The organism is Frankia sp. AgB32 (genome assembly GCF_023243045.1).
Taxonomy (GTDB): Bacteria; Actinomycetota; Actinomycetes; order Frankiales; family Frankiaceae; genus Frankia.
Genome location: NZ_JALKFX010000036.1, coordinates 25,046 through 50,596 on the forward strand (window position 1 = coordinate 25,046; position 25,551 = coordinate 50,596).

Genomic DNA, 25,551 nt, shown 5'->3' on the forward strand with positions numbered 1-25,551 from the left:
GCCAGGCCCGGTACCCCAGGCCGCTGCCCGCGGCCCGCGGCCCCGTGACATGATGTGTCCGCACCATTCCGACTCGACAACCCAGAGGTTCCTTCGCGTGGCCAACATCAAGTCGCAGATCAAGCGCAACCTCACCAACGAGAAGCGGCGGCTGCGCAACAAGGCGGTCAAGTCCGAGCTCAAGACGCATGTCCGCCGGTTCCGCGAGGCGGTCGAAGCGGGCGACGTCGCGCGCGCCAGCGAGACGCTGCAGATCGCTTCCCGCAAGCTGGACAAGGCAGTCAGCAAGGGCGTGATCCACTCCAACCAGGCCGCGAACCGCAAGTCGGCCCTGGCTGTCGCGCACGCGAAGCTGACCGCCAGCTGACTCCCGCGGCTTAGCCGGGGCCTGATGGGGCTCCGGCTTTTCTGCGTGCCGTCAGATGGGGCAGTGGGGGCGCTTTCCCGCACCTGGACGGTCTCGGGTTTCGAGTGCGGATCCCGCCGGGCCAGCCGGTGCCCGCGGGCCTCGACGCCGCCGCGCCTCACCTCACCGTGGGATCCCCGCGTTCGTGCGGGAGGTCTCGTTCCCAGGGCCGCTTTTCGGCTTGATCAGGCGTTCCAACGCCTCGTGGTAGGCAACTCCCACGGCCACCGCCGCGGGCAGGACCAGCACCACCCAGGCGCTCGCCAGATCGCCGAGGGCCACGATGACGGTCAGCAGCGCGGTCACGGTCGTCAGTGACGCCCGCATCCACCCGGCCGGCAGTACCCGCAACCGGAACCAACCGCCGGGCGGCAGCACCTCCGCCGCCGCGCCGCCGCTCGCCGCACCACCGGCCGCCGCACCACCAGCCGCCGCACCACCAGCCGCTGGGTCACCGGCCGCTGGGCCACCCGCATCTCCGCCACCCGCCGCCGGGGCCGGGTCCCGGCCCGAGTTCGGGTCCGATGTCGACGGCGGCTGGCTCATCGCCGCCCCCCGCGATGCTCACGATCCCGCGGAAGTGACCGGGCGGTGGCCACCTCACGCAGGAGCTTCTCCAGCGCATAGCCGGCGTCCACCGACGCGCCCTTGACGCCGGCATCGGCCGTGGCCGCCGCCCGCAGCGCCAGGCCGAGGCCCGGGTCCGACCAGGCCCGGACCGCGCGTTGGGCCTTCTCGACCTTCCAGTCCGGCATGCCGAGCGCACGGGCCAGATCCCATTTGCTGCCCGGCCCCGCCGAACCGACCTTGGCGAGATCACGAAGCCCGCCGGCGACCGCGCTGGACACCAGCACCGCCGCCGTGCCGCCCTCCAGCGCCTGGCGCAACAGGGTCAACGCCTGCGGCAGGTCACCGCCGATGATCGCGTCGGCGACCGCGAACCCGCTGGCCTCGGCACGCCCACGATGAAATCGGCCCACGGCCGCCTCGTCGAGCATGCCCCCGTCGGTGTCCGCCACCAGCTGGTCGCAGACCGCGGCGAGCTCCCGGAGGTCCCCGCCCACCGCGTCGAGCAGAACCCGCACCGCGCCATCGCTGATGCGACCGCCGAGCCGGCGGACCTCGGCCACGACGAAGTCGTGCCGGTCACGCGCCTTGGTGATCTTCGCGGCGGGAACGACACGGGCCCCCGCGTCCTTCATCGCGTCCGCGAGTTTGCGGTTCTTCACACCGCCGCTGTGCACGAGGACGAGTACGACGTCGTCCAGCGGCCGGCCGAGGTAGGACAGCAGCGCGTCCCGCAGTTCCTCCCCGAGATCCTGCACACCCCGCACGATCACGACACGGCCGCCCCCGAACATGGCGGTCGAGCCCAGATCGACCAGATCCGCGTCGGTGAGTTCGCCCGCCGCCCGGTCGACGATCTCCACCTCGGGATCGTGTCGCCGGGCGGTCTCGATTACTTCTCGAACGGCGCGCCCGACGAGGAGGTCCTCGTCGCCGGTGACGAGAACGAGGGGGGCAGGCGTGGAGGCAGCCACCCGAGCAGCATGTCACGATCCGTCCGCCGCCCGTTGGCGCACCACCGTGACGGTGGCCCGTCCCGGCGCCGAAGGACCCGAGCCGGGATCCGCACCCGGCGGTGAGCACCCGCCGATCGCCGGACCGGCGGCGTTCGCACCACCCGGCCCGACGACGGCGAGCGCGCCGTCGCGGTCAGTCCGGGCCACGGCCGCGCCGGCCCGCGCGAGCGCGCGAAGGGTCGACGCGGCCGGGTGGCCGTAGTCGTTCCCGGCTCCGACGCTGATGAGGGCATAGCGGGCGCCGGTCGCGGCGAGGAACCTGGGCTCCTGGTTGGCCGAGCCGTGATGAGGCACCTTGAGCACGTCGGCGCGCAGCTCGGCCGACACACCGGGCAGCTCCAGCAGCAATCGCTGGGCGACAGCCTCGACGTCACCGGTGAGCAGGATCCGCACGCCGCCCACCCGCGCGGCGAGCACCAGGCTGTCGTTGTTGGGGTCGCTGTCGGTGCCGTGCAGCGTCGTGCGGGGGGCGAGCACCGACCAGCAGGATTCGCCAACCCGGCCACCTGATCCCACCTCCGCTGCCCGCAGCGGCACACCCGCCTGCTCGGTCCATCGACGCACCAGCCGCCACTGCCCGATCGGCTCGCGTAGCGGGCCGATCAGCACCTCCCCTACCGGCATCCGGCCAAGCACGCCGGGCAGGCCGTCCACGTGATCCGCGTGCAGATGACTCAGGATGATCACCGGTAGTCGCCGCACTCCGAGCTCGTGCAGGCAGCGCTGGAGCAGATGCGGGTCCGGCCCGGCGTCGACCAGAACGCCGCTGCCCGGTCCCGTCCGCAGCACCAGCGCGTCCCCCTGGCCGACATCACAGGCAACCACCCGCCAGTCGGGTGGCGGCCATCCGATGATCCGGTCGACGACGACGCAGCGGGCCATCAGCAGTCCGGCGAGCGCCGCGGCGGCAACCCGTCGTCCCCACCGCCGACGCACCATGGCCACCACCGCCACCGCGACCGCCGCGGCCGTGACCGCGCCGACCGTCCCGCCCGGCCAGTGCAGGTTCGCTGCCGGTAACGACGCGCCCCGGTGCGCCACCGCGACCAGCCACCAGCAGGGCAGACCGGCGACCTGGGCCAGCACGTGGGCCAGCGGCGGCGCGGGCACGGCGGCGGCCAGCGCCAGCACGCCCAGCACCGTCGCGGCCGGGACCGCCGGCGCGGCGAGGATGTTCGCCGGGATGGCAACCAGGCTCACCCCACCGCCGATCCACGCGATCAACGGCGTGCAGGCGATCTGCGCGGCCGCGGCGACCGCGAGTACCTCGGCGACCCGCTCGGGCAGCCGCCGGGCGAGCGCTGTGTGCCAGCCCGGCGCCAGAATGATCATTCCTGCGGTCGCCTGCACGGACAGCGCGAACCCCACCGACAGGGCCAGCGTCGGCATGGCCAGCACGAGCAGGGTCACGCTGGCGGCCAGCGCCGGCAGCACTGCCCGCGGCCGCCCAGCGGTGACCGCCGCGAGCCCGACCAGACCCATCACCCCGGCCCGCAGCACGCTCGGAGACGGTCGGGCCAGGACGACGAAGGCGAGCAACGCGCCCGCGCCCACCGCACCGCGCAACCGCAACCCGCGCCGGGCCCACGCCGCCACCAGGACCGCCGCCGCCGTGACGATGGCCACGTTGCCGCCGGAGACTGCGGTCAGATGTGTCATTCCGGCCCGGCGGAAGTCCGTCCGCAGGTCCGCGTCCAGGTTCGAGAGATCGCCGACGACGAGGGCCGGAAGAAGGCCCCGGCGGGGCTGCGGGAGACCGCCCGCCGCGGCACGCAGCCCCGTCCGGAGCCGTCCGGCGATCCGCTGCACGGCGCTCGGCCGCCCGACCGGCGCCGGCGCGCCGCTTACCAGCACGACCGCGGCGACGGTGGGATCGGACCGGGGCGTGGCGAGCCGGCCTGACACCGCCAGGTGCTGGCTGGGCAGCAGACCGTTCCACCCCGCGCCGCGGCCGAGCAGCACCACCGGCACGCGGGTCCGCACGGTGACGCCGCGCACGGTGGCGGATTCCAGCCGCGCCGCGACGACGAAGGACGGTTCGGCCCGCGGGCCGGACGAGTCACCCACCACCGGCCGCGGATCGTCGGTGAGGACCACCGACATGGTGCCTGCCGCTCCCCCGCGGGCCAGGTCGGCGAGCAGGCCATGGTGGCCGGGACGCGTCGCCAGGCCGCCCGAGAGAAGACCGGCGGCGAGAAACGCGGCCGAGGTCGCCAGAACAGCGATCACGGCGGGCAGACGGTCGCCGTCCGCCTCAGCCAGCCCGCCTGGGCCGCCTTCGGCGTCGCTGGGAGCGCTCCGAACCGCTCGACCTCGAGTCCGGACGACGACCCGGGACCAGACCACCAGCAGCGCCGGCACGGCGATGGTCACGCCGCCCGCCAGCACCATCGCGGCGCCCGGCATGGTCCAGCTCACCGAGACCGCGGCTCCGGCCCACGCGGCCAGCGCCGGGACGACAAGCCGGGCATCGACCACAGCCGCGGCCGGTTCGGGACGTTCGGGCAGCGCCAGACCGATTTCCATGCCGACGGCGACCACGGGATCAGACCCGGACCAGCGGCAGAAGATCCGCGAGACGCCTGTCGCCCACTCCCGTGACCTCGCCGAGCTGGTCGGGAGACCGGAACGGCCCGTGGGCCGCACGCCACTCGACGATCCGCTGTGCCAGCACCGGGCCGACGCCGGGCAGGCCGTCGAGCTGCTCGACACTGGCGTTGTTGAGGTCGACAGGATCGCCCGTGGTGCCGCCCGGGCCCGCGCCACCAGTGCCGCCCAACGCGGACCCGGCCGTACCTCCCCCGGCAGGCGGCCCGGCCGCGGGCGCGGGCGGCCCGGGCTGGCCGTCGACGAGAATCTGCTCGCCGTCGACCAGCACCCGGGCGAGGGGGATCCCGGTGGTGTCCGTGCCAGGCAGGGCCCCCCCGACACGGTCGATTGCGTCGATCACCCGCGAGCCGGCCGCCAGCCGCACCACGCCGGGATGGCTCACCCGCCCGGCGACGTCGACCACCACCTCGCCGACACCGGTTGACCTGGCCGCAGCCGTGGCCTCGGCCGGATCACCGCGAAACGGGGTGGCAGCGCCGCCACGCGCGGCCGGCTCGCCCGAGACCGCGACCGGCGTGGCGGCGACCGCGGACGCGGTGGCCGGCGCGCTCACGGCAACCGGACGGTGTTGCCAGGCAAGCCACGTCGCCGTGACGGCGGCGACGAGCGCCACCATCGCGAGGACCAGTGTGGCGCTCGCGGCGGGCGTCACCACCGCTCCCCGCAGACCGGCCGGCAGCCAATCGGCCAGCCGTTGCCGGACCAGGCGCCAACGGCCCACGGTCAATCGGTCGACGTCCGCGCCCCGGCGCCCGACGACCGGGGAGAGGGAGCCGCCTGCGCGTCCGGCCGCACCCGCGACCGCCCGCGGCGCGGCGCGCTCCGTCGATCGGGATGCGAGGTCGAGACGGTGCTCCGTGTGGCGAAGGGCATCAATGTCGGCGTTGGTGGGGATGGCGCCGAGAGCGGTGCGCGCGGCGTCGGTGCGCGGGACACGGGCATGGAGCACGTCGTGGGCACTGCTGGCGGCCTGCTGCTCGGCATCGCTGGCGTCGTCCCCCGCGGGCTGGAGAAACGTCCTGTCGTCCGCCCGCGGATCGTCATCGGCCGCGAAGAAGCCCTCCTGCACGCGCGGTCGCGTGTCCGTCGGGGCCGCGGGTACGCCGTCCTGGCCGCGGGAGGCGGCGATGTCCGCCGGCGGGCCGGAGCGGAGCTGGGTGATCGGGCTCGCGTCCCTCGACCGGCGCGGCGCGGAGAACACGACGATCGGAGGTGCGGCAGCGGCGGGAAGGGGTGGGAGCGGATCGGGTGGACGCCGCAGCGGATCGGGGCACCCGGGTCCAGGGGTGGTTGTGACCATGGGGTGGACCGTAGAAGGGACGTCGCCTCAGTGGCAGGGCCCGCGCTCGCCCTGTGGACGCAGCGGAGATATCCACAGGACAGGAGTCGAGGCCCGACCGAACCCGGTCGGCCCGGTACGGTCACGCCAGACAGTCGAGGGCGACGGAATACCCGTCGGAGCACCGCGTTGGATGACAGAAGTTGCGCATGCAACCAACTGCGGGCGCGCCTCGCCGGGGGGAACGCGGCAGGGGGCCGACCCGCCCAACACATCTTGGAGGACCCGATGACGGCTCCCACGACGGACCTGACCAGCCTGACCGGTACCTGGACGATCGACCCGGCGCACTCGCGGATCGGATTCGCCGCGCGCCACGCGATGGTCACCACCGTGCGCGGGCAGTTCTCCGCTGTCGAGGGCTCGCTCAACCTCGACGGCACGGAGCCGACCGCGTCCACCGCGACCGTCACCATCCAGACGGACTCCTTCTCCAGCGGAGTCCCGGATCGGGACGGTCACGTGAAGTCCGCGGACCTCCTCGACGTCGCGGCGTACCCCACGATCACCTTCGTCAGCACCGGCGCCACCGCCGGCAAGGGCGACGACGAGTACGTGCTGACCGGCGATCTGACGATCCGCGGCGTCACCCAGCCGATCGACATCGACATCACGTTCGAGGGCAGCTCCAAGGACCCGTTCGGCAACGTCCGCGCCGGCTTCACCGGTACGACGGCGCTGAACCGCAAGGACTTCGGCCTCACCTTCAACGCCGTGCTGGAGACCGGCGGTGTACTGATCAGCGACAAGGTGAAGGTCGAGCTGGACATCTCCGCGATCAAGGCATCCTGACCCTGTCAATGGCCATCGGCGACCTCGCTGTGGTCTGCTGGGGGACGTCGCTGTTCCCGCACGGACCACGGCGGTAGGGTCCACACGACTACGACATTCTGGAAGCATTACCGGGAGGTCCGCCGATGCGCGTGAACGTCGACTTCGACCGTTGCGCGAGCAGTGGAACATGTGTCCGGCTAGTCCCTGACATCTTCGAGATCCGCGATGACGGTTACCTCTATGTCCTGCAGGAGGAACCTGACGAGTCGCGGACAGATGACCTTCAGGAGGCGGTCGAGTGCTGTCCGACCGAGGCGATCAGCATCAGTGAAAGCTGACCGCTGCTAGATCGGCGCGCGCAGTACACCGGCTGGCGCCGGATCCGACGTGGAACGTCCGCAGCGGATACGGCGCCACCTGCCGGGTATTCCTCTCCCCGTGGACCCGCGCAACTCGCGGGGGTCCACGCAGGGGAGGTGCCACGATGGCAACGATCTACCGACAGCAGCGGCAACATGCCGCGCCCAGCGCGTTGTGGCCCGCGCTTCTGGCTCTCGGCACGGCCGTCACCATCCTGGGGCTGCTGCTCATCACCAATCCGTTCGCGACCGCCGGGGCACTGGCTGTGCTCGCGGGGATCGCGCTGATCCTGTCGGGGATCAGCGAGACGATCGCGGCCGCGCGGTCGAAGAACACGGCGACCGCCGCGTTCTTCGGGATGCTGCTGGTCCTCGGTGGAGTGATCGTCCTGGTGTGGCCGGGAGTCACTCTGCACGTCGTGGCTGTGGTCGTCGGCGCCGTTCTGATCGTCAGCGGCCTGGTGCGGGCGGCGATGATGCGACCATCATCATCACGGTCGTCGCAGGGCGGCTCTGGAGGAGCGGTCTGGGGCTACGTGCTTGGCGCGCTCAGCGTGGTGGTGGGGATACTCGCGCTCGTGTGGCCCGGAGTGACGATCGTCGTGCTGGCGGTTCTCTTCGGTATTCAGCTGATCGTCGCCGGCGTGGCGGAAATCGCGCTGGCGCTGGCGCTGCGGCCGCATCCGCAGCATCCAGCCTGACCTCGCCGGGCGGCCCGGGCCGGTGCCGCGCCGCCGGCCTCGGCCGAGCGCGACACCCACCCGCACCGGGAATCAGTCGAGGATGCGGTCCCGCCAGCGGCGGATCGACTCGTCGCTGGCCCCGTGCTCCAGGAGCCAGCCGGCGACCCCGCCCGGGTGCCCGTCGGTCGCGGCAAGCACCGCCTCGGCGGCCTCCGGCGAGATCCTGGTCAGCTCCCCGCCCGCCTCCACGGAGCCGGTGCCGGGCAGGATCGCGTGGCCCCGCAGCCTTCGCAGGACGCCTGGCATGTTCGGCCCGGTGGCGGCGTAGTCGTCGAGGATGTCCCGCTCGATCACGCCTGCCAGGCGCAGCAGCACGGCGACGGTGACGCCGGTGCGGTCCTTGCCCGCGGCGCAGTGGATGAGCACCGGGCCGGGCGCCTCGGCGACGAGGTTGACGATCTGCGCGATCTGCGGCGCCGCGTACTTCACCATCACCTGATAGAGCGCGCCCAGGCCGCGCTCGATGGCATTCTTCCTGGCGGCCGAGTGGCCGGCGGTGGGCTGGTCATCGAACAGCGGAATGACCACGACGGTGGCACCGAGGGCCGCAAGCGGATGCGCGTCAGGTCCCCGCTCGATCGCGGACCGCAGATCGATCACCGTGCGAGGCGGCCAGGTCAGCTCGGACGGCGGACGATCCTCGACCTTGGGCATCTCACTGCGGTAGAGCACCCCGGCACGGGTGCGCCGACCATCGTCGGTCGGCAGGCCACCGACGTCACGCAGGTTGACCAGCCCGGAGATGTCCGGCGGAGCCGGCGCCTCCAGCGGCACGGCGTCCGCGCCGCCCGGGACATCTGGATCGGTTACGGACGTCATGGGTTCCTCCTCCGGCCAGGCCGGAATGCTCGACAGCGCCTACCGTTCAACCGCCAGGACGACCACGTTCCGCTCCCGGACCAGGGCGCTGCGTCGGCACCATGCCGGTTCAGCCCACGGGCCCGCGCGCCCGGTCGGACCGCTCACCCCTCGGCCGCCGGTAGGCACCATACTTGCCGAACCGTGCATGATCCTGTGCCTATCACTCGATAGGCATCACGTTCTCACCGTGCGCGGACCGCCGGATCCAGACGCGCCCGCGCGCCGTCCGCGCCACGTTCGAAGCCCGCCAGGTCCACCGGCTCCGGCGCCGCGCCAGCGCTGCGCGGACCGGCGGCGAGGCCGTCAAGGGCCACGGCCGATGGCCCGCCGGCCGCCGCGATCGCCTCCGCCACAGCGGGATCGAGGTCGACCGGATCGGACAGGTGCGATCCCCTGTTTCGCACATTGCCCACCTCGGCCACGACCGGATGCGCCGTGGCCACTCCGGCCGGGGCCGGGCGCAGCAGCGATTCCAGCGCGGCCGGGTCACCGGCCGGGTCGAGCCAGCGGTCCCAGGCGGTGGTCGGCAGGATCACCGGGGAGCGGTCATGCAGGAAGGCCAGCCCCTCCGCCGGCCCGGTGGTGAGAATGGTGAAGGTCACCAACGGCTCGTCCCCCTTCCGCCAGACCTCGTAGAGCCCGGCGAAGGCGAAGATCCCGCCGGACGCCGGATGTCCCGCCGGGTGCACGTAGAACGGCTGCCCGCGGCGGCCACCGCCGGCGGGACGGAACCACTCGTAGAAGCCGCTGGCGGGCACCAGGCAACGCCGGGACGCGTAGGCGGAGCGGAACGCGGGCTTGGTCGCCACCGTCTCCGCCCGCGCATTGATCATCTTGGCGCCGATCGAGCGGTCCTTGGCCCAGGACGGCACGAGCCCCCAGGTGGCCAGGCGCAGAGCCCGCCCACCAGCCGACCCGGCACCACCCGGCGCATCGGCCGTCGTGGCTGCCGAGCCACCCCCGCCCGGCACGACGATCGGCATCGTCGAGGTGGGAAAGACATTGTGGTTCTCCGCAACCCCGCCGTCAGTCTCGTCCCGAGCGGACATCGCCGCGACGAGATCATCGGACTTCAGCTTCTGCGTGTAGCGCCCGCACATGACGCCAGTGTCGCAGCCAGGTCCGACAGTTCCGGTGCTCCGGCGCCGCCGGACCTGTACCTCGGCCGTCCGGTGCGTCAGCCGAACAGCGCGACGGCCCCGCCAGCCGTGCAGGCCAGGCCGATCAACCCGAACAGCCCGACCCAGAAGACCCCGGTCAGCCCGGTGAGCCGGGCGAGCTGGTCGGGATCCGAGTCCCGGGCCCGCCGCCGTCGACGCTGCCGCTGCACCTCGACGACTGGTCGTAGCGCACCCAGCAGCAGAAAGCAGGCGATGTAGGCCGCGAAGCCGGCACGTGCGGTGGGTGGCGCGAACCACGAGATTCCGAGAATCGCCGCGGTACTGACCAGCAGCGAGACCACCCCGAAGCCATTGCGGATCACGATGAGCATCGTCAGCAGGAGTGCGACGCAGAGCTGGAGCACCAGGCTGGTGCGGCCGGTGGCCAGCAGGCCCGCCGCGCCGAGACCGATCAGGGACGGGGTCGGGTAGCCGGCGGCGACCGTGGCGATCACGCCCGGGCCGGTCGGCCGGCCGGAGGAGATTGTGACACCGGAGGTGTCCGAGTGCAGGCGGACACCGGCCAGCCGTCGACCGCTCACGACGGCGGCCAGGGCGTGTCCACCCTCGTGCGCGATCGTGATCACGTGCCGGGCGACCGGCCACACCCGGTCGCTGAGCACGGTCACCGCAGCGAGGACGGCGGCCACCACGAGCACCCAGCGCGGCGGATCCGCCTGCGCCTCGAGACTGCGCCGCAGGATGTCCATCCGATCCGCTCCCTCCGCCAGGTCGGCCGGCCCGTGCCCACCGACCGACCGCTGCCCACGGGCTGACCGGACCTGACGCCCGTCGCCGGCTTCGCCGATCCCGACATCATCCTGCTCCGGCATCGATATCCGGCTCCGACATCGATGTCCGTTCGGACATCATCGGCCCTGAAGCTGTGGACATCCGACGGCGCCCCGGGACGAGGCGGTCAGGTGCGCGACGCACCACGCCCCACCGGCGGGTTGCCCGGCGGTAGTGTCGGCACCGGACGGGAGCCGACCGGGAAGCCGATCCGGCGAGGACAAGCTGAGGGGTGGCCTGCCGTGGCGGAGTACGTCTACCGGCCGGTCGTCACCGTGGCGAAGGGCCTGTTCGGAGCGTTGCGGCTGCGGATCGACATGCAGGGCCTCGAGCACGTGCCCGCGTCCGGTGGCGCCGTGGTTCTGATCAACCATGTCTCCTACCTCGACTTCGCCCTCGCCGGTCTGCCGTTCTGGCAGGCCGGGCGCCGGCCGGTGCGGTTCATGGCGAAGAAGGCGGTTTTCGAGCATCGGATCGCCGGCCCGCTGATGCGCGGCATGCACCACATCCCGGTGGACCGGGAGGCCGGCGCCGGCTCGCTGCGCGAGGCGCTCGCGGCACTGCGCGCCGGCGAGCTCGTCGGTGTCTTCCCGGAGGCGACGATCAGCCCGAGCTACTGCCTCGCCCCGTTCAAGTCCGGTGCGGCTCGGCTGGCCGCGCACACGAACGTCCCCGTCATCCCCGTCGTCCTCTGGGGAAGTCAGCGCACCCTGACCAAGGGTCACCCGTTCCACCTGCGGGAGGCGATCGGTACGCCCGTCACCATCACGGTGGGCAACCCCGTGCCCCCGGAGGAGCTCGCCGACCGCCGGGCCGGGACCGACACGCTGCACAAGACAATGGCCGAGTTGCTTGACACCGCCCAGCGGCGCTATCCATACCCGGCGCCCGGGGAGCCGGACTGGTGGCTGCCCGCCCACCTCGGCGGATCCGCTCCGCCGCCGCCCACCACGGCGTGAGCACAACGGTCGCCACAGCACCAAGCACTCCGCGAATCCTGACAGGCTCTCGTCAGAGTCCTTGACCTGCCGCGCGTTTCTCCGGGAATGTTGGAGCCTGATATTCAGGGCTCGCGACGTACGAGCCGGATGGAACCGGGCAGGCAGCGATGGTGTGCAGCGATGGGACGTGAAAAGACTGTGGTCGGGGCGCCCCCTTTCAATACGGACGAGATGTTCGTCGACGCGCTACCCAAAGTGGATCTGCACAGTCGGCTGATTTTCCCGGAACCGCAGCGCACCGGAAACGACCGCGGGGGCGGTTCACCGCAATCTGCTGATGAAAGACGTTTCGCCACCGCGGCATTGCTGACCGCACGCCGGCTGGCTGCCCAACGGGTGAGGTACGCCGAGATAACCATCAGTCCGTGGGAACACGAGTCCCGTGGGGTGAACCCCGTGGCCATGTTCGTGGGCCTCGACCGCGGGCGCCGGGCGGCCGAGCGTGAGGCGGGGATCCAGGTCCGCCGGATTGCCGAGATTCCCGCCGCCGCCGAGCCCGGGCCTCGCGCGGCTCGGCCACGTCTGCGGCGCCCTTGCCGAGGCCGCGCTCCTCGACCACCTGCACCGCTGCCAGAGACCGGACGGGCGGTGTTGCGCGACGAACTCGCCACGACCGTGGCCGCGTGGGACCCGTCCGCATCGCCGTCATCCGCCCGACGGGCCGGCACCCGCGGGCCCGCGCTGGCCCGCAGGTGCCGGCACAGCACGGTCATCACCGGCGGATCCGGGTATCGTGCGCCCGGATCATGACCGGAAGAATGTCAGGCGGAGGTATTCCGTGCGCACCGTTGGGTGGGTCCTTCTCGTGATCTGCGCCATAACCCTAGTCTGCGCCGCCAGCCTGCTTGACCGCCGTGGCGGCCGTGCCACGCTACGTCGACGATTCGGACCAGAATACGACCGAGCGGTTGCCGAACACGGCGGCCGGCGGGCCGCGGATCGGTATCTCACCGATATCGTCGAACGACGCGAGGCCCTTACCATCACTGCGCTGAGTACAAGCGAGCGCAAAGCCTTCACGGACCGCTGGGCGAAGCTCCAGAGCCATTTCGTGGACGATCCTGCCGGCGCGACGTCGAAGGCGGATGATCTGGTCGCCGACGTCCTGCGAAGCCGTGGATATCCGACGGGCGACTTCGCCGAGTGCGCAGAGCTGCTCGGCGCCGACCATCCTGGGCTGGTCGCCAGCTACCGCGAGGCCCACCGCCTGGCCATGGCGACGTCGACACCTGGCGGCGACGGACGCCGACCGGACACCGAACGTCTGCGTTCCGCGTTCGTGCGTTACCGGGAGCTGTTCGGCGAGCTGGTGGGGGTGGGAGACACCGCCGTGGGGTCACGGACGGGCGCTGGACGGCCCGGATAGCGGGCAGCGAGAGCCCTCCGCCGAGGTGGGTGGACGTTGGCCCGGTCGAGATCACCGCCGTAGTGAGCCGCCACCCGGTCGTCCATCAGGCGGAACCACACCGGCGGCAGGAACGCGACAGGCAGCAGCGTGGCGTACCCCGCGGGCAGTTGCGGGGATTCCTCGAACGAGCGAAGTGCCTGGTATCGACGAGTGGGGTTGGCATGGTGATCGCTGTGTCGCTGGAGCTGGTACAACGCCAGGTTGCTGATCACGGCGTCGCTGTTCCAGCTGTGGCTGGGGGTGACGGCCTCGTACCGGCCGGCGTCGGTCCGGGCGCGGGCGAGTCCGTAGTGCTCGATGTAGTTCACCCCTTCGAGCAAGGTGATCCCGAACAGCGCCTGGGCGACGAGGAAGCCGAGTACCGAGGGCCCGAAGACCGCGGCCAGGGTGCCGAAGAGGACGGCGCTCAGAAGCCAGCCGAGCAGCACCTCGTTACGCGGCGACCAGACCCGTGCGCCACGCAGCCGCAGCCGGCGGCTCTCCAGCGTCCAGGCCGAGCGCGCGCCGCCGACGACCGTCCGTGGCCAGAACCGCCAGAAGCTCTCCCCCAGCCGGGCACTCGCCGGGTCCGGTGGCGTGGCGACCCGCACGTGATGGCCGCGGTTGTGCTCGACGTAGAAGTGACCGTAGGCGGTGGCGGCGAGCATGAGCCGCGCCAGCCAGCGTTCCAGGCGCCCGCGGCGGTGGCCCAGCTCATGTGCCGTGGTGATGCCGACTCCGGTGACCGTGCCGACGGAGATCACCGCACCGATCCGGGCGAGCACGGACAGGTGCCCGCTGTCCCAGGCCGACGCCCCGAGCACCAGACCGACGCCCGCCAGCGGCAGATAGAGGTAGGTGCAGCGGCGGTAGAACCGATCGTCCTCGAGCGCCGGGAGGATGTCCTCCGGCGGATTGACCGAGTCCGGCGGAGAGGTCAGATCCAGTATCGGAACCAGCATGAAGACGAACAGCGGGGTTATCCACCAGTGCACCCCCAGGCCCGTTCGGTGCCACAGGCCGTAGCCGACGATCGCCAGCAGCGGGACGATGACAGCCGTGAGCCACATGTAGCGTTTGCCGTCGCGCCAGGCGGGACAGCCAGGCGCCGAGTACACGGGAGCGGCCACCGGGACCTCCGATCCACCGGGCGACCGGCCTGCACCGGTCGCGCCAGTCCGGCCGCGAAAACGGGCGATGGGACAGTTCGGCAGAACCGACTGGTGAATCTGCCAGTCCGGCGGCGGAGACGACAACAGGATCTCCGACACATGACACCCAAAGGAAGTAACCGACAGTGATAACGGCGGGTGCGCCGTCCCGGCCGCCGAATCCGCGCAGATCCCGCTCGATGACGGACTCACCGCCCTGGGTCGGGGGCGTCATGGTCGCCACCCTCCTGTTGCCGGCCGTCATTCTGATCACCTACACGCTCGTGCCACTACCCGGTCAGGAACGGCTGGGAAGCGGAAACTATGTGCTCGCCGGCGCCGTGTTCGCCACGAACATCCTGCTGCCCCGAGTGCTGCGGCGGGCTCGCCGGCTGCGTCGCGCACTGCGCCGAACGCGCCCCGGCCCGTAGTACTAGGCCCGAACCACCGCACTCGTCCCCTTGCCCGGCCACCGCAGCCACCATCGGTGGCCGGGGGCAGGGTGGGGCGTGCCACGACCGGTCCTGTCCGCGCACGTGAGCTGCGACGATTGCCGGGTGTCCGCGCTGGTCGTCCTGCTGGTCGGCCTGATCGCCGGGATTGTGGTCCGGCGCTGGCGCAGACCGCCCGAGGGTGCCGCGGCGATGGTGAACACCTGGCTGCTGGACATCGCGCTGCCCGCGCTCGTCCTGCACGCCATGCACGAGGTGCGGTTCCCGGACAACCTCGCGCTCGTCCTCGCCGCGCCGTACCTGCTGTTCGCCGTGTCGACCGGGCTGTACCTGCTCGCCGCGCGGCCGCTGCGGCTGCGGCGGGAGACCGTCACGGCGTTGATCGCCGCCACGGCGGTGGCGAACACGAGCTTCGTCGGCTTCCCGATGGTCACCGCCTTCTACGGCGCGGACTCGGTGCCCATCGCCGTCCTCGTCGATCAGCTCGGCTCGTTCCTGCTGCTGAACACGGTGGTCCTCAGCCTCGTCACGGTGGTTGCCGGAGCATCGTTGCCGCGCGCGGAACTCACTCGACGGGTACTGACCGCGCCGGCGCTGCTCGCCCTGATGACGGCCCTGGTGCTGCGGCCGGTGAGCTTCCCGGGCTGGCTGGACAGCGCGCTGGTATCGCTCGGCGGCACCCTCACCCCGCTGGCGCTGTTCTCCATCGGCCTGCAGCTCGAGGTGCGTGCCGTACGACGGTGGTGGCGCGAGCTGGTGCTCGGCCTCGGGGTGAAGCTCGTGGCGGCACCCGCGATCGTGGTCGGCCTCTACGGTCTCGCCGGCGGGCTTGGCGACCATGCGGTCACGATCGCGCTGTTCGAGACGGCGATGCCCCCGATGGTCGCCGGCGCGCTGATCGCCGCGCGCCAGGATCTGGCCACCCCGTTGCCCAGCCTGCTGGTGGGGGTCGGAGTGCCACTTTCGTTCGTCACCCTGCCGTTGTGGTCGCTGCTGCTGGGGTCCTGACCTGGCCGGATCCTGGGCCGATCGGAATCTGGTGAGAGCGCCGAGCTCACGGGCTAGGGTGAGTCACGGGCACCGGCGCGGTGTTCGGCAAGCCGCCCCACGGGCGTCTTGCCTGGCGGATGACCATGCCGGATCGACGGCGGTTGCGGGCGCCGGCGTCCGAGAGGAGTGGATCCAGCGGTGAGTGCGGTGCAGACGGCCGATCGGGTGGACGGGGCGAGCGCGGGCCCGGTGTCGACGTTCTCCCGGCTGGGCGTGATCGGCTGCGGCCTGATGGGCTCCGGGATCGCGGAGGTGGCTGCCCGGGCCGGTCTCGACGTCGCCGTCCGTGAGGTCGACAGGTCGGCGCTGTCCGCCGGTCGGACGCGGCTGGTCGCGTCGCTGGACCGTGGCGTGCGCGGCGGCAAGATCAGCGAGGCGGAACGGGACACGGTGCTCGGCCGGCTCACGTTCACCACCGAGATCGACGCTTTTGGTGACCGTGACGTGGTCGTCGAGGCCGTCGCGGAGAACGAGCAGGTCAAGTCGGACATCTTCGCCGCGCTGGACAAGGTCGTGAGCCGCCCGGACGCCATCTTCGCGTCCAACACCTCGTCGATTCCCATCATGAAGCTCGGGATGGCGACGTCCCGGCCGGAGCAGGTCGTCGGCATCCACTTCTTCAACCCGGTGCCCGTCCAGAAGCTCGTCGAGATCGTCCCCTCGCTGCTGACCTCGGCCGAGACGGTGAGCGCCGCGCAGGGATTCGTCACCGATCGCCTCGGCAAAGAGGTCATCCGCTCGCAGGACCGCGCTGGCTTCGTCGTCAACGCGCTGCTCGTGCCGTATCTGCTCGCCGCGGTGCGGATGCTGGAATCCGGTTTCGCCGCGGCGGACGACATCGACCGGGGTATGGTCCTCGGCTGCGCCCACCCGATGGGGCCGCTGCGGCTGTGCGACCTGATCGGGCTCGACACGATCAAGGCGGTCGCGGAGTCGCTGTACGAGGAGTTCAAGGAGCCGCTCTACTCTCCGCCGCCGCTGCTCATGCGGATGGTCGACGCCGGCCTGCTCGGCAAGAAGAGCGGGCGGGGCTTCCACAACTACGCGGCCTGACCCCCGGCCCGGCCCTGACGGCGGGCCGACCGGCCGACACGAGCGCGAACCACGATCAGCGAGGCAGTCGCCGTGAACCCGAGTTTCAGTCTGTATCAGCTCGCCGAGGAGCATGTCGCGCTGCGTGAGACGGTGCGCGACCTCGCCGAGAAGGAGATCGCCCCGCATGCGGCGGACGTCGACGAGCGGGAGCGGTTCCCCGCCGAGGCGCTCGACGCGCTCAACCGGGCCGGGTTCGAAGCGGTGCACATCCCCGAGGCGTACGGCGGGCAGGGCGCCGACTCGATCGCGACCTGCATCGTCATCGAGGAGGTCGCGCGGGCCTGCGCGTCGAGCTCGCTGATCCCCGCGGTCAACAAGCTCGGCAGCATGCCGATCATCCTGTCCGGCTCCGAGGAGCTCAGGCGCCTCGTTCTGCCGTCGATCGCCAGCGGCGAGGCGATGATCTCCTACGCGCTGTCCGAGCGGGAGGCCGGTTCCGACACCGCCTCGATGCGCGCCCGGGCCCGCCTCGACGGCGACCACTGGGTCCTCGACGGGACGAAGACCTGGATCACGAATGCCGGCGTGTCGACCTGGTACACGGTCATGGCGGTGACCGATCCGAACGCGGCCCGCAAGGTCGACGGCATCTCGGCGTTCGTGGTGCACCGGGACGACCCCGGTTTCGAAGTCGGGACCAAGGAGCGCAAGCTCGGCATCAAGGGCTCCCCCACTCGCGAGATCCACTTCACCGGCTGCACGATCCCCGCCGACCGGATCATCGGCGAGCCGGGGACCGGCCTGCGCACCGCGCTCGCCACCCTCGACCACACCCGGCCGACGATCGGCGCGCAGGCCGTCGGCATCGCCCAGGGCGCCCTCGACGCCGCGCTCGCCTACGTCCAGCAGCGCCGCCAGTTCGGCCGCGCGATCGCGGACAACCAGGCCGTCCAGTTCATGCTCGCCGACATGGGCATGAAGATCGAGGCCGCCCGCCAGCTCGTGTACGTCTCCGCCGCCCGGGCGGAACGCGGCGAGCCGGCGCTCGGCTTCATCTCCGCTGCCGCGAAGTGCTTCGCCTCGGACGTGGCGATGGAGGTCACCACGGACGCCGTCCAGCTGTTCGGCGGCGCCGGCTACACCCGCGACTTCCCGGTCGAGCGCATGATGCGCGACGCCAAGATCACGCAGATCTACGAGGGCACCAACCAGGTCCAGCGGGTCGTGATGGCCCGCGCGCTGCTCAAGGGCTGACGCCGTCCGGTGGGGAACCGGGTCAGTTGATGCAGGCGGCGACCGCGGTCGTGGTCGGCACCGCCGGGCTCGCCGTCGTGGTCGGCGAGATCTCCGACAGGCCGTCGGTCGCTGCCGGGGAATCCGTCGACGGGGACGTCGCGGACAGGGCCGCGGCCGACACGGGCGCGGTCAGCGACGTCCCCGCAGTTGATGACGTGCCCGCGGTTGATGACGTGCCCGCGGTCGGGCTGGCCTGCGGGGTCTGGCCGGGCACGACGAGTGGTGCCGGCGTGGTGCCGTCCGGTTCCGGCGTGGAGGCGTCGCCCATCAGGGTGGCGAAGAAGGTCCGCACGGCTTCCGGGTCGTACATGAAGTAGAACGCCGGGTGGGCGACCTGGCCGGTGACGGGCACCGTCGCGAAGGTCACCGAGCCGGCGTCGATGCCGCGCAGCCGATCGGCGAGGCGGCGCAGGTCGGCGAGGTTCGTGCCGTTGTCGAGGACGGTCGACTGGGTGAGGGCGCTCAGGAACGCGCTGAGCTTCGCCGGGCGCAGCAGCACGTCGCTGGACGCCACCTTGCGGAACACCGCCGCGAGGAACGCCTGCTGGCGGTGGATGCGGGACAGGTCGCCGTCGAGGAAGCCGTGGCGCTGCCGCACGAACGCCAGCGCCTGCGCGCCGACGATGTGGTTCAGCCCGGGCTGGCCGACGAACCCGGAGCTGGGGTCGTTCAGGTTCGTCGCATGGACCCGCCGGCCGTTGTCGAGGGTGAGGGGCTCGACGTAGGGCGAGGCGGTCAGGCACACGTCGACCCCGCCGATCGCGGTGGTCATCGCCTGGAACCCGCCGAAGTCGACCTCGGCGTAGTGGTCGATGCGGACACCCGTGAGCTGCTCCAGGGTGGCGACCAGCAGGGCCGGGCCGCCACTGTTGAAGGCGCTGTTCACCCGATCGTGGCGCTCCCGGTGCCGGGTGCCGTCGGCGTCGGTGTACGCCGGGATCGGCAGGTAGAGGTCGCGCGGGATCGACACGATGGACGTCCGGCCGTCGCTGTCCAGGTGAGCGATCATCATCGTGTCGGACCGGGCGCCACCGACCTTCGCCGCGTCGGTGCCGGTCCGCACGTCCGAGCCGACGAGCAGCCAGTTCTCGGTCCCCGCGGGCACGGCCGGCGGACGGGACGCCTCCACCCGGGGCAGGCCGATGTCGGCCCGGTCGATCTTCCGGTCGTAGACGGTCAACGCGATCCAGCCGGCCACCGTCGACGCGAGGATCGCCACGCTCAGCACGCCGGCCAGCAGGAGAACGATCCGGTATCGCAGTCCACGCCGGCGTGGTGGCGCCGGGGTGTCGCCGATCAGGGCCCGGAGCGGATCCGCCGCCTCCACCGCGGACGCCGCGCCGGAGGTCACCGCCGTCGCGGCCGCCACCGCTGCCATGGCTGCCGCAGCGGTCTGCGCGGCGGAGGCCGGGTCCTCGGAGCCGGCGCGCGAACCAGCGCCCTCCGGGTGGACGGCTCCCGGCGGGACGGCGGGCGCGCTGCCCGCGGTGGCGGCTGCGCCGCCGGGAGACACCTCGGGTTCGGGCCGCGCGGTCGCGGCCCGCCCGGCCATGGAGGTACCCGCCACGGGGCTGGCCACGGCGGTCGATCTGGGAGAGGGCAGACCGGTGGCGCCGGGGGTGGTGAGCGGCACCGTTGCCGCCTCGCCGGCCGGCCCGGCACGCCGGATGGGCTTCGTCTCGTCCTCAGCCGGCTGGTTGGGAGCCTGCGGGTTGCGCGCGTCGCGGTCCGAGCCAGCGACACCACTCGGATCGGGCGACGCGTCGGCGGACTTCGCCTCGCGCTCGTCGGCCGGTCCGCGGTCGGCGGAGCGTCCCAGCTTCACCCGTCAACCCGACAAATAGAGCATTTCTTGATCAGTGCCGACATCGGGGAAGGGAAGGAGGTCGCGACATGCTTCACCCGCCACCCCTCCCCCACACGGATACCACTTAATAGCCGGATAGGCCCACTACCATAAGCAGGCTCTCCGGAACCTTGGCGATGTGGGCCGCACATGTGACGACGACCGCTTTTAGCTGACAAATGCCCACGCGCCGCAGCCTGGTGGCCACCCAGGAGACACGTGCTTCGGCGAGGAGTGCAGCCGAGACGTCACTCCGCGGTAGACTCGGACATTTTTGGGCAATTAGTGCGAAAAATCCGTGGCGGAGCGAATCCCACTCTGCGCCGCATCCGGATCATCCCGAGTCCGGCGAGGCGGCCGGGCAGTCGCGGCAGGCGGAACGCCGCCGGGGGGCGGACCAGCGGATCGGGCGAGGTGGCGACCGCGCGCGGCGCGGTCAGCCTCGGTCCAGCTCCGCCAGGGTGCGTCGCAGGCCCTCCGCCAGCGGGGTCGGCTCCCAACCGAGCTCGGCGCGGGCCCGGCTGGCGTCCGGGACCGCGTTCCAGCGCAGGTAGTGGAGCTGCCCGCGGGCCAGCGGCGGAGGCTGGCGGATCATCCGGGCCACCAGCTCCCCGCCGGCGGCAAGTGCGCTGGCGAGCACGGGCGGGATCGTGGCCCGCGGCGGTCGTCCACGACCGGCCACCGACACCACCGCGGCGGTCAGTTCACGCAGGCTGACGTGGGCATCGGAGAGGATGTACCGCTCCCCGGGACGACCGGCGTCGGCGGCTGCGAGATGCCCGCGGGCAAGTCCTTCGGTGAACACCAGCCCGAACCCACCCGGCGGCACCACGGGCAGCCGGCCGCGCAGCGCCGGGCGGAACATCCGGCCCTCCATCGACGTGGGGCCGTAGGGCGGGAAACCGTAGACGGTGGCCGGGTTGACCACCACGACCTCGACGTCACCCGCGGCATCGAGGACGGCGCGTTCCGCTCGTTGCTTGGACCGCTCGTACGGGGTCTGCTTCGGCGCCGTCGCGAGGTTGGTCTCGTCGAAGTGGCCGCCGGGCAGGGCGTCGAACACGTCGATGGTGCTGGTGTGCACCAGCCTGCGTACCCCGGCGTCGGCGGCGGCGCGGGCCACGTTGGCCGAACCGGCGACATTGACCCGCTCGAACAGGCCGGGATCGGGCAGCCACTGCTCCGGGACACCCATGGCGTTGAACACGATGTCGACCCCGTCGACGGCGGGGCGCAGCGTCGCCTGGTCGGTGACATCACCGACCACGAGCCGGGCCGCACCGGGCAGCCGGCGGCCGCCCCGGGCAGGGTCCCGCACCAGGGCCCGCACTTCATGCCCGTCCGCGAGCGCGGCCCGCACGACCGCGCCGCCGACCTTTCCGGTCGCCCCGGTGACAAGGATCCGCACCGGACGCAGCCTATGCCGGCGGCACGCCCGCGGCCCCCACCCCCGCGGCAGGCCGGGACCGCGTTGCGTGCCGGTCAGGCCAGCCGGTAAGCCGGTAAAATCAGGACGAGACTCGGGCGGCGTCAGGCCGGTACAGCACCGGGACGGACCCGCCCGTCCTTCGGCGTTTCCCGGGCCGGCGGAATGCCGATGGCGCTGGTCGTGCTTCTTTTCAGGTGACGGAAGCGACCGGCGGTGTGAGGAGGACCTCGATCGTGCTGGATCCGCGAGAACTCTACGAGCTCACCGAGGAAGCATCGGACGACCCGATCGTCCAGCACCGCCCGGTCATGCTGGAAGCGATGACCGGAGTGGTGGATGCCGGCAACGCGGTGGGCCTGGCCGGGGAGCACCTGCTGACCGCGCTCGAGCATCGCGTCGTCGCGACGTTCGATATCGACCAGTTGCTGGACTACCGCTCACGCCGACCCGCCATGATCTTCTCGGAGGATCACTGGGAGAGCTACGCCGAGCCGGTGCTGGCGATCTACCAGCTTCGCGACGAGTCCGACGTGCCGTTCCTCCTGCTCACGGGGCCCGAGCCCGACCTGCAGTGGAAGCGTTTCTCGGCGGCCGTCCGCGGCCTCGTCGCCGAGCTGGGCGTGCGGCTCAGTGTCGGGATCAACGCCATCCCGATGGCGGTGCCGCACACCCGCCCGGCCTCGCTCACCGCGCACGCGAGCCGCAAGGAGCTCATCGTCGGTCACGAGCCCTGGCTGCGGCGTCTGCAGGTGCCGGGCAGCGCCGGCCACCTGGTCGAGTACGAGCTGGGACACGACGGTCGGGACGCCATGGGCTTCGCCGTCCACGTCCCGCACTACCTCTCCCAGACGACCTACCCCGCGGCCACGGAGGCCCTGCTCACCTCGATATCGAAGGCGACCGGGCTGATGCTGCCGCTGGACGGCCTGCGCTCCGCGGCCATGGCGGTCACCGACGAGGTCAACAACCAGATCGCGCAGGGCGGGGAGGCAGCGGCACTCGTCCAGGCGCTCGAGGAGCAGTACGACGCGTACCAGCGGGGCCGCCAGAACCCGGAGGCGCCGGCGGCCGAGAACGAGGAGAAGCTGCCGACCGCCGATGAGCTCGGCGAGGCGCTTGAGCGTTTCCTCGCGGAGCAGTCGGAGCCGGGCGGCCCCAACACGCTGCCCTGATGCACCGTGGGCGGAGCCCGGTCGTCTTTGCCGTGTTTCCGCCGCGGCTCCGGATGGCGGTTTCGATTTCCGCGGCCGGCCGTCGGCGTCCGGAAGTTGCCATTCTTTTGACTGCGGTTGGGTAGTAGCGTTCCGGTTCGCCGATCCGTCGAGTCATCCCAGGCGACAGAAATCTGTCAACGTGGTGACCCGCTGACCGAGAAAGCCGGACGATGCCCGCGCCCAGGACCGTCGCATGAGCGCCACCTCCGAGATAACGGCGTTCGCCAGCAGCACCATTTCAGGCGAGGATTCCGCCGAGGCTGGAACCGCCAGTCAAGAACCGGCCCGGCCGGACGTCGGGACGGCACCCGCACCCGCCTCGAAATCACGTGCGACGTCGCGGATCCCACCGGAAGCCGACCAGAACCTCCCGGCCGAATCCGCCGCCGCTTCCACCGCCGCCGGCACCGCACAGCCCGCCGGTGCGCCCGCGGGGCCCGTCGCCGATGCCCCCGTCGCCGATGCCGAGGCCACCGCCGGTGATGCCCCCGGCGTCGGCCGGGACCAGCGTCCCGACCGGCGTCGGTCCCGGCCCGGCCCGCGGCAGGTGGGGCGGCCGCTGCGCAGACCGGCGCGCCTGGCGCTGCTGACCCTGCACGTCGTCGTCAGCGTGAGCTGGAACGGTGTGGCGTTCGCGCAGCTCGCCCTGGCGTCGACAGCCATGGCGAATGCGGACCTGCGGCACGCGGCCTACGAACTGATGCACGTCGTCGACCGCGCGGTCGACATCCCACTGGCGCTGCTCACCCTGATCACCGGTGTGGTGATGTCCGTGGGGACCAGATGGGGTCTGCTGCGGCACTGGTGGGTCGTCGCGAAGCTCACGATCACGGTATTCGCGGTCATCAGCGGCGGTGCCGTCGTGCGGGCCCTCATCGTGTCGGCGGACCACGCGACCCGCGGCGCACCGGCCGCAGCGCCGACGCAGTCAGCCGCTCTGATCGTCTGCGCCTGCGTCATGAACGTCCTGTTCATCACCGCGACGGTGCTGTCCACGGCCAAGCCCTGGGGACGCACGCCCCGCGGTACCCGGGAGCTCACCGCGGCACTGGTACCAACCGGCTGATCACACCGCGCAGACGCCCGGACTCCGGGCCTGTGGGGGGGGGGGGGGGCCGCGCCCCCCCCCCCCCCCCCCGCCCCCGCGGGCCGCCCCGCCCCCGCCGGGGCCCACGGGCCATCGATCGCCCCGACCAGTGCACCCCGAGGGGTGGTACGTCTGGGCACCAGCCGCTCAGCGGCGGTCGGACACCCGGCCGATGTCGGCGTCGGACAGCGCCCGCACCGCCAGCTCGTCCACGAACCGTTCGACGATCGCCCCGACCGGCAGCCGACTCACTTCCGCGATCAGACGGGTGGCCTCCGTGTCCGCGCCGCAGGCGTCCCACCCCTGGGCGTCGAGGCTGTTACGGAGCGCGGCGCGATAATCCGCTTCGGTGATTTCGGGAAAGCTGCGAACCATGGCCGTGGTGGTTCCGTAATAGGAACCCAGGCCAACGAATACCCGGCCGCACTCGCACCGGCCGTGTGGCCGGTCCAGGTGCATGTCGCAGAACGCGCGCAGGGTGACGAGCTCGCCTTCCACCGCCCAGTGGAAATCATCGACCCGCAGGCCCTGCGCGTACGCGGTGGCCGTGAGAAGTTTCATGCTCCCAAGCTCCTCGTGGTCGCCCGACCGCTTCCGACTGGGAAGCGGGTGCCCTCCCGATCTACGAGAAGACAACCATCCCCCACCGGCAAAGTCTCGACTTAGCCATGATCGGGGTATTCTCTACCCCACGTTACGGTCCGGCCGCGCGCCGGTCGCAACGCGTCGGAGTCCGCGCGCGTGGTGGGAGGGCTGCAGCCGGTGAGCGTAATCGCCGCCGCATCGCCGGATCGCGCGGTCGCGGGTAGCCCCGGCGCCGACGGGCCTCCCGCCCCCACCCGCCCACCGCGGCGGGCCGCGGACGCCGCGACCTGGCGTGGCCTGCTGTATCTCCTGCTGAACTTTCCGCTCACCCTCCTCGGTTTCCTCTATGTGACGATCATGCTGTCCCTCGGTCTGGGCCTGGTCGCCACCGTGGTCGGGATACCGCTGCTCGCACTGGGGTTCCAGGTCTGCCGCTGGTTCGGCGACCTGGACCGGGCCCGCGCCGGGCGGCTGCTCGGGCTGCATATCCCGAAGCCGTCCCGTCCTCCGCGTCGGCGCGGGTTCGGCCTCGATGCCCTGGCCGACCCGGTCGCCTGGCGGCACGCGCTGTACCTGCTGATCCGGCTGCCCTGGGGGATCGTCTGCCTGGTCGCGGTCCTGCTGCTGGTCATCGTCGGCTGGGTGGTGCTGCCCTGGGCCACCCGCGGGCTGGTCGCGGTGGACAAGGCGATGGCCCGTGGCCTGCTCTCCCCGTCAGCAGAAGTGGAACAGCGGATCAGGGAACTGGCGGTCCAGCAGGCCGCGCAGGCCGACTCGGCGGCACATCTGCGGCGCATCGAACGCAACCTGCACGACGGCGCCCAGGCGCGGCTCGTGGCGCTGGCGATGGGCCTGGGCATGGCGAAGGAGAAACTCGCCGAGGATCCGCAGGCCGCCGCACTGATGGTGGCCGAGGCGCACGGCGAGGCGAAACTGGCCCTGCTCGATCTGCGGGACCTCGCCCGCGGCATCAACCCGGCGATCCTCACCGACCGCGGCCTGCCAGCGGCCCTCGCCTCCCTCGCCGACCGCTGCACGGTGCCGACCCGGGCCACGGTCGAGCTGCCGCACAGGCCAGCGGCAGCACTGGAAGGGATCATCTATTTCACCGCGTCGGAACTGTTGACCAACATCAGCAAACACAGCCAGGCCACGTCGGCATCGCTGGATCTGCGCGTGACCGGCGATGCGTCGCTGCTGCTCGAGATCAGCGACGACGGGGTCGGCGGCGCGGACCCCCGGGGTGGCACGGGCCTGGCCGGTCTGACCGGCCGGATCGGTGCGATCAACGGAGTGATGACCGTCGACAGCCCGCCCGGTGGGCCGACAGTGGTGCGGGTGGAGCTTCCGCGACCGGAGGGCCCCAGTACACGAAACTGATCCCGGCACGG

The 25,551-nt window shown here is 71.9% G+C and carries 25 protein-coding genes; 13 read left to right on the plus strand and 12 right to left on the minus strand.

What is annotated here, in order from left to right; all coding sequences use genetic code 11:
- The first annotated feature begins 97 nt into the window (after positions 1 to 97).
- Complete coding sequence (gene rpsT / locus MXD60_RS13350) at positions 98 to 367, plus strand: 30S ribosomal protein S20 (protein WP_248819365.1); 270 nt, start codon at positions 98 to 100, stop codon at positions 365 to 367.
- A gap of 162 nt (positions 368 to 529) precedes the next feature.
- Here the strand turns inward: rpsT and MXD60_RS13355 are convergent, their stop codons facing one another.
- The 4 genes from MXD60_RS13355 to MXD60_RS29390 are packed head-to-tail and all read right to left on the minus strand — an operon-like array spanning position 530 to position 5,800.
- Entirely contained in the window at positions 530 to 952 is a 423-nt protein-coding gene (locus tag MXD60_RS13355; protein ID WP_248819366.1) for a hypothetical protein, read from the minus strand.
- Positions 949 to 1,947 carry a DNA polymerase III subunit delta gene (gene holA, locus MXD60_RS13360; RefSeq protein WP_248819367.1) on the minus strand — a complete coding sequence of 333 codons (999 nt, stop codon included), beginning with the start codon at positions 1,945 to 1,947 and terminating at the stop codon, positions 949 to 951. Before holA ends, MXD60_RS13355 begins: the two co-directional genes overlap by 4 nt.
- Before the next feature lie 12 nt (positions 1,948 to 1,959).
- Positions 1,960 to 4,515 carry a ComEC/Rec2 family competence protein gene (locus MXD60_RS13365; protein WP_248819368.1) on the minus strand — a complete coding sequence of 852 codons (2,556 nt, stop codon included), beginning with the start codon at positions 4,513 to 4,515 and terminating at the stop codon, positions 1,960 to 1,962.
- 19 nt (positions 4,516 to 4,534) lie between these two features.
- A complete protein-coding gene (locus tag MXD60_RS29390; RefSeq protein WP_248819369.1) occupies positions 4,535 to 5,800 on the minus strand; it encodes a ComEA family DNA-binding protein in 1,266 nt (421 codons plus the stop codon).
- Positions 5,801 to 6,166: 366 nt separating this feature from the next.
- On the opposite strand from MXD60_RS29390, the gene MXD60_RS13375 reads away from it, so the two are divergent.
- From MXD60_RS13375 to MXD60_RS13385, 3 genes are all read left to right on the plus strand, one after another.
- A complete protein-coding gene (locus tag MXD60_RS13375; protein ID WP_248819370.1) occupies positions 6,167 to 6,730 on the plus strand; it encodes a YceI family protein in 564 nt (187 codons plus the stop codon).
- Between the two features lie 125 nt (positions 6,731 to 6,855).
- Entirely contained in the window at positions 6,856 to 7,050 is a 195-nt protein-coding gene (locus MXD60_RS13380) for a ferredoxin (RefSeq protein WP_248819371.1), read from the plus strand.
- A 146-nt stretch (positions 7,051 to 7,196) separates the two neighbouring features.
- A complete protein-coding gene (locus MXD60_RS13385; protein ID WP_248819372.1) occupies positions 7,197 to 7,772 on the plus strand; it encodes an HdeD family acid-resistance protein in 576 nt (191 codons plus the stop codon).
- A 72-nt stretch (positions 7,773 to 7,844) separates the two neighbouring features.
- Here the strand turns inward: MXD60_RS13385 and MXD60_RS13390 are convergent, their stop codons facing one another.
- The 3 genes from MXD60_RS13390 to MXD60_RS13400 form a co-directional block, all read right to left on the minus strand.
- On the minus strand, positions 7,845 to 8,633 hold the full coding sequence (locus MXD60_RS13390; protein WP_248819373.1) for a tyrosine-protein phosphatase: 789 nt from the start codon (positions 8,631 to 8,633) through the stop codon (positions 7,845 to 7,847).
- 224 nt (positions 8,634 to 8,857) lie between these two features.
- Positions 8,858 to 9,775: an SOS response-associated peptidase gene (locus MXD60_RS13395; protein WP_248819374.1), complete on the minus strand. Its 918-nt coding sequence runs from the start codon at positions 9,773 to 9,775 to the stop codon at positions 8,858 to 8,860.
- 77 nt (positions 9,776 to 9,852) lie between these two features.
- Complete coding sequence (locus MXD60_RS13400; protein WP_248819396.1) at positions 9,853 to 10,545, minus strand: M50 family metallopeptidase; 693 nt, start codon at positions 10,543 to 10,545, stop codon at positions 9,853 to 9,855.
- 324 nt (positions 10,546 to 10,869) lie between these two features.
- On the opposite strand from MXD60_RS13400, the gene MXD60_RS13405 reads away from it, so the two are divergent.
- Positions 10,870 to 11,586, plus strand: a complete 717-nt coding sequence (locus MXD60_RS13405) for a lysophospholipid acyltransferase family protein (RefSeq protein WP_248819375.1) — start codon at positions 10,870 to 10,872, stop codon at positions 11,584 to 11,586.
- A 213-nt stretch (positions 11,587 to 11,799) separates the two neighbouring features.
- Complete coding sequence (locus MXD60_RS13410) at positions 11,800 to 12,378, plus strand: hypothetical protein (RefSeq protein ID WP_248819376.1); 579 nt, start codon at positions 11,800 to 11,802, stop codon at positions 12,376 to 12,378.
- Between the two features lie 121 nt (positions 12,379 to 12,499).
- Here MXD60_RS13410 and MXD60_RS13415 read toward each other — a convergent pair whose 3' ends face one another.
- Both MXD60_RS13415 and MXD60_RS13420 read right to left on the minus strand, forming a co-directional pair.
- Positions 12,500 to 12,799, minus strand: coding sequence for a hypothetical protein (locus MXD60_RS13415; protein WP_248819377.1), 300 nt, complete (start codon positions 12,797 to 12,799; stop codon positions 12,500 to 12,502).
- A 113-nt stretch (positions 12,800 to 12,912) separates the two neighbouring features.
- A complete protein-coding gene (locus MXD60_RS13420) occupies positions 12,913 to 14,145 on the minus strand; it encodes an alkane 1-monooxygenase (protein WP_248819378.1) in 1,233 nt (410 codons plus the stop codon).
- A 254-nt stretch (positions 14,146 to 14,399) separates the two neighbouring features.
- Here MXD60_RS13420 and MXD60_RS13425 point away from each other — a divergent pair, with 254 nt between their 5' ends.
- From MXD60_RS13425 to MXD60_RS13440, 4 genes are all read left to right on the plus strand, one after another.
- Entirely contained in the window at positions 14,400 to 14,597 is a 198-nt protein-coding gene (locus MXD60_RS13425) for a hypothetical protein (RefSeq protein WP_248819379.1), read from the plus strand.
- 126 nt (positions 14,598 to 14,723) lie between these two features.
- Entirely contained in the window at positions 14,724 to 15,626 is a 903-nt protein-coding gene (locus MXD60_RS13430; RefSeq protein ID WP_248819397.1) for an AEC family transporter, read from the plus strand.
- 189 nt (positions 15,627 to 15,815) lie between these two features.
- Entirely contained in the window at positions 15,816 to 16,721 is a 906-nt protein-coding gene (locus tag MXD60_RS13435) for a 3-hydroxybutyryl-CoA dehydrogenase (RefSeq protein WP_308222467.1), read from the plus strand.
- Between the two features lie 72 nt (positions 16,722 to 16,793).
- A complete protein-coding gene (locus tag MXD60_RS13440) occupies positions 16,794 to 17,957 on the plus strand; it encodes an acyl-CoA dehydrogenase family protein (protein ID WP_248819380.1) in 1,164 nt (387 codons plus the stop codon).
- A 22-nt stretch (positions 17,958 to 17,979) separates the two neighbouring features.
- Here MXD60_RS13440 and MXD60_RS13445 read toward each other — a convergent pair whose 3' ends face one another.
- A complete protein-coding gene (locus MXD60_RS13445; protein ID WP_248819381.1) occupies positions 17,980 to 19,824 on the minus strand; it encodes an LCP family protein in 1,845 nt (614 codons plus the stop codon).
- A gap of 457 nt (positions 19,825 to 20,281) precedes the next feature.
- On the minus strand, positions 20,282 to 21,253 hold the full coding sequence (locus tag MXD60_RS13450) for an NAD-dependent epimerase/dehydratase family protein (protein ID WP_248819382.1): 972 nt from the start codon (positions 21,251 to 21,253) through the stop codon (positions 20,282 to 20,284).
- A gap of 254 nt (positions 21,254 to 21,507) precedes the next feature.
- Here MXD60_RS13450 and MXD60_RS13455 point away from each other — a divergent pair, with 254 nt between their 5' ends.
- Both MXD60_RS13455 and MXD60_RS13460 read left to right on the plus strand, forming a co-directional pair.
- Positions 21,508 to 22,446: a proteasome assembly chaperone family protein gene (locus tag MXD60_RS13455; protein WP_248819383.1), complete on the plus strand. Its 939-nt coding sequence runs from the start codon at positions 21,508 to 21,510 to the stop codon at positions 22,444 to 22,446.
- Between the two features lie 235 nt (positions 22,447 to 22,681).
- Complete coding sequence (locus MXD60_RS13460) at positions 22,682 to 23,554, plus strand: hypothetical protein (protein WP_248819384.1); 873 nt, start codon at positions 22,682 to 22,684, stop codon at positions 23,552 to 23,554.
- A 168-nt stretch (positions 23,555 to 23,722) separates the two neighbouring features.
- Here MXD60_RS13460 and MXD60_RS13465 read toward each other — a convergent pair whose 3' ends face one another.
- Positions 23,723 to 24,136, minus strand: a complete 414-nt coding sequence (locus MXD60_RS13465; protein ID WP_248819385.1) for a DUF7715 family protein — start codon at positions 24,134 to 24,136, stop codon at positions 23,723 to 23,725.
- Between the two features lie 201 nt (positions 24,137 to 24,337).
- Here MXD60_RS13465 and MXD60_RS13470 point away from each other — a divergent pair, with 201 nt between their 5' ends.
- Entirely contained in the window at positions 24,338 to 25,540 is a 1,203-nt protein-coding gene (locus MXD60_RS13470) for a sensor histidine kinase (RefSeq protein WP_248819386.1), read from the plus strand.
- Positions 25,541 to 25,551: the final 11 nt, after the last annotated feature.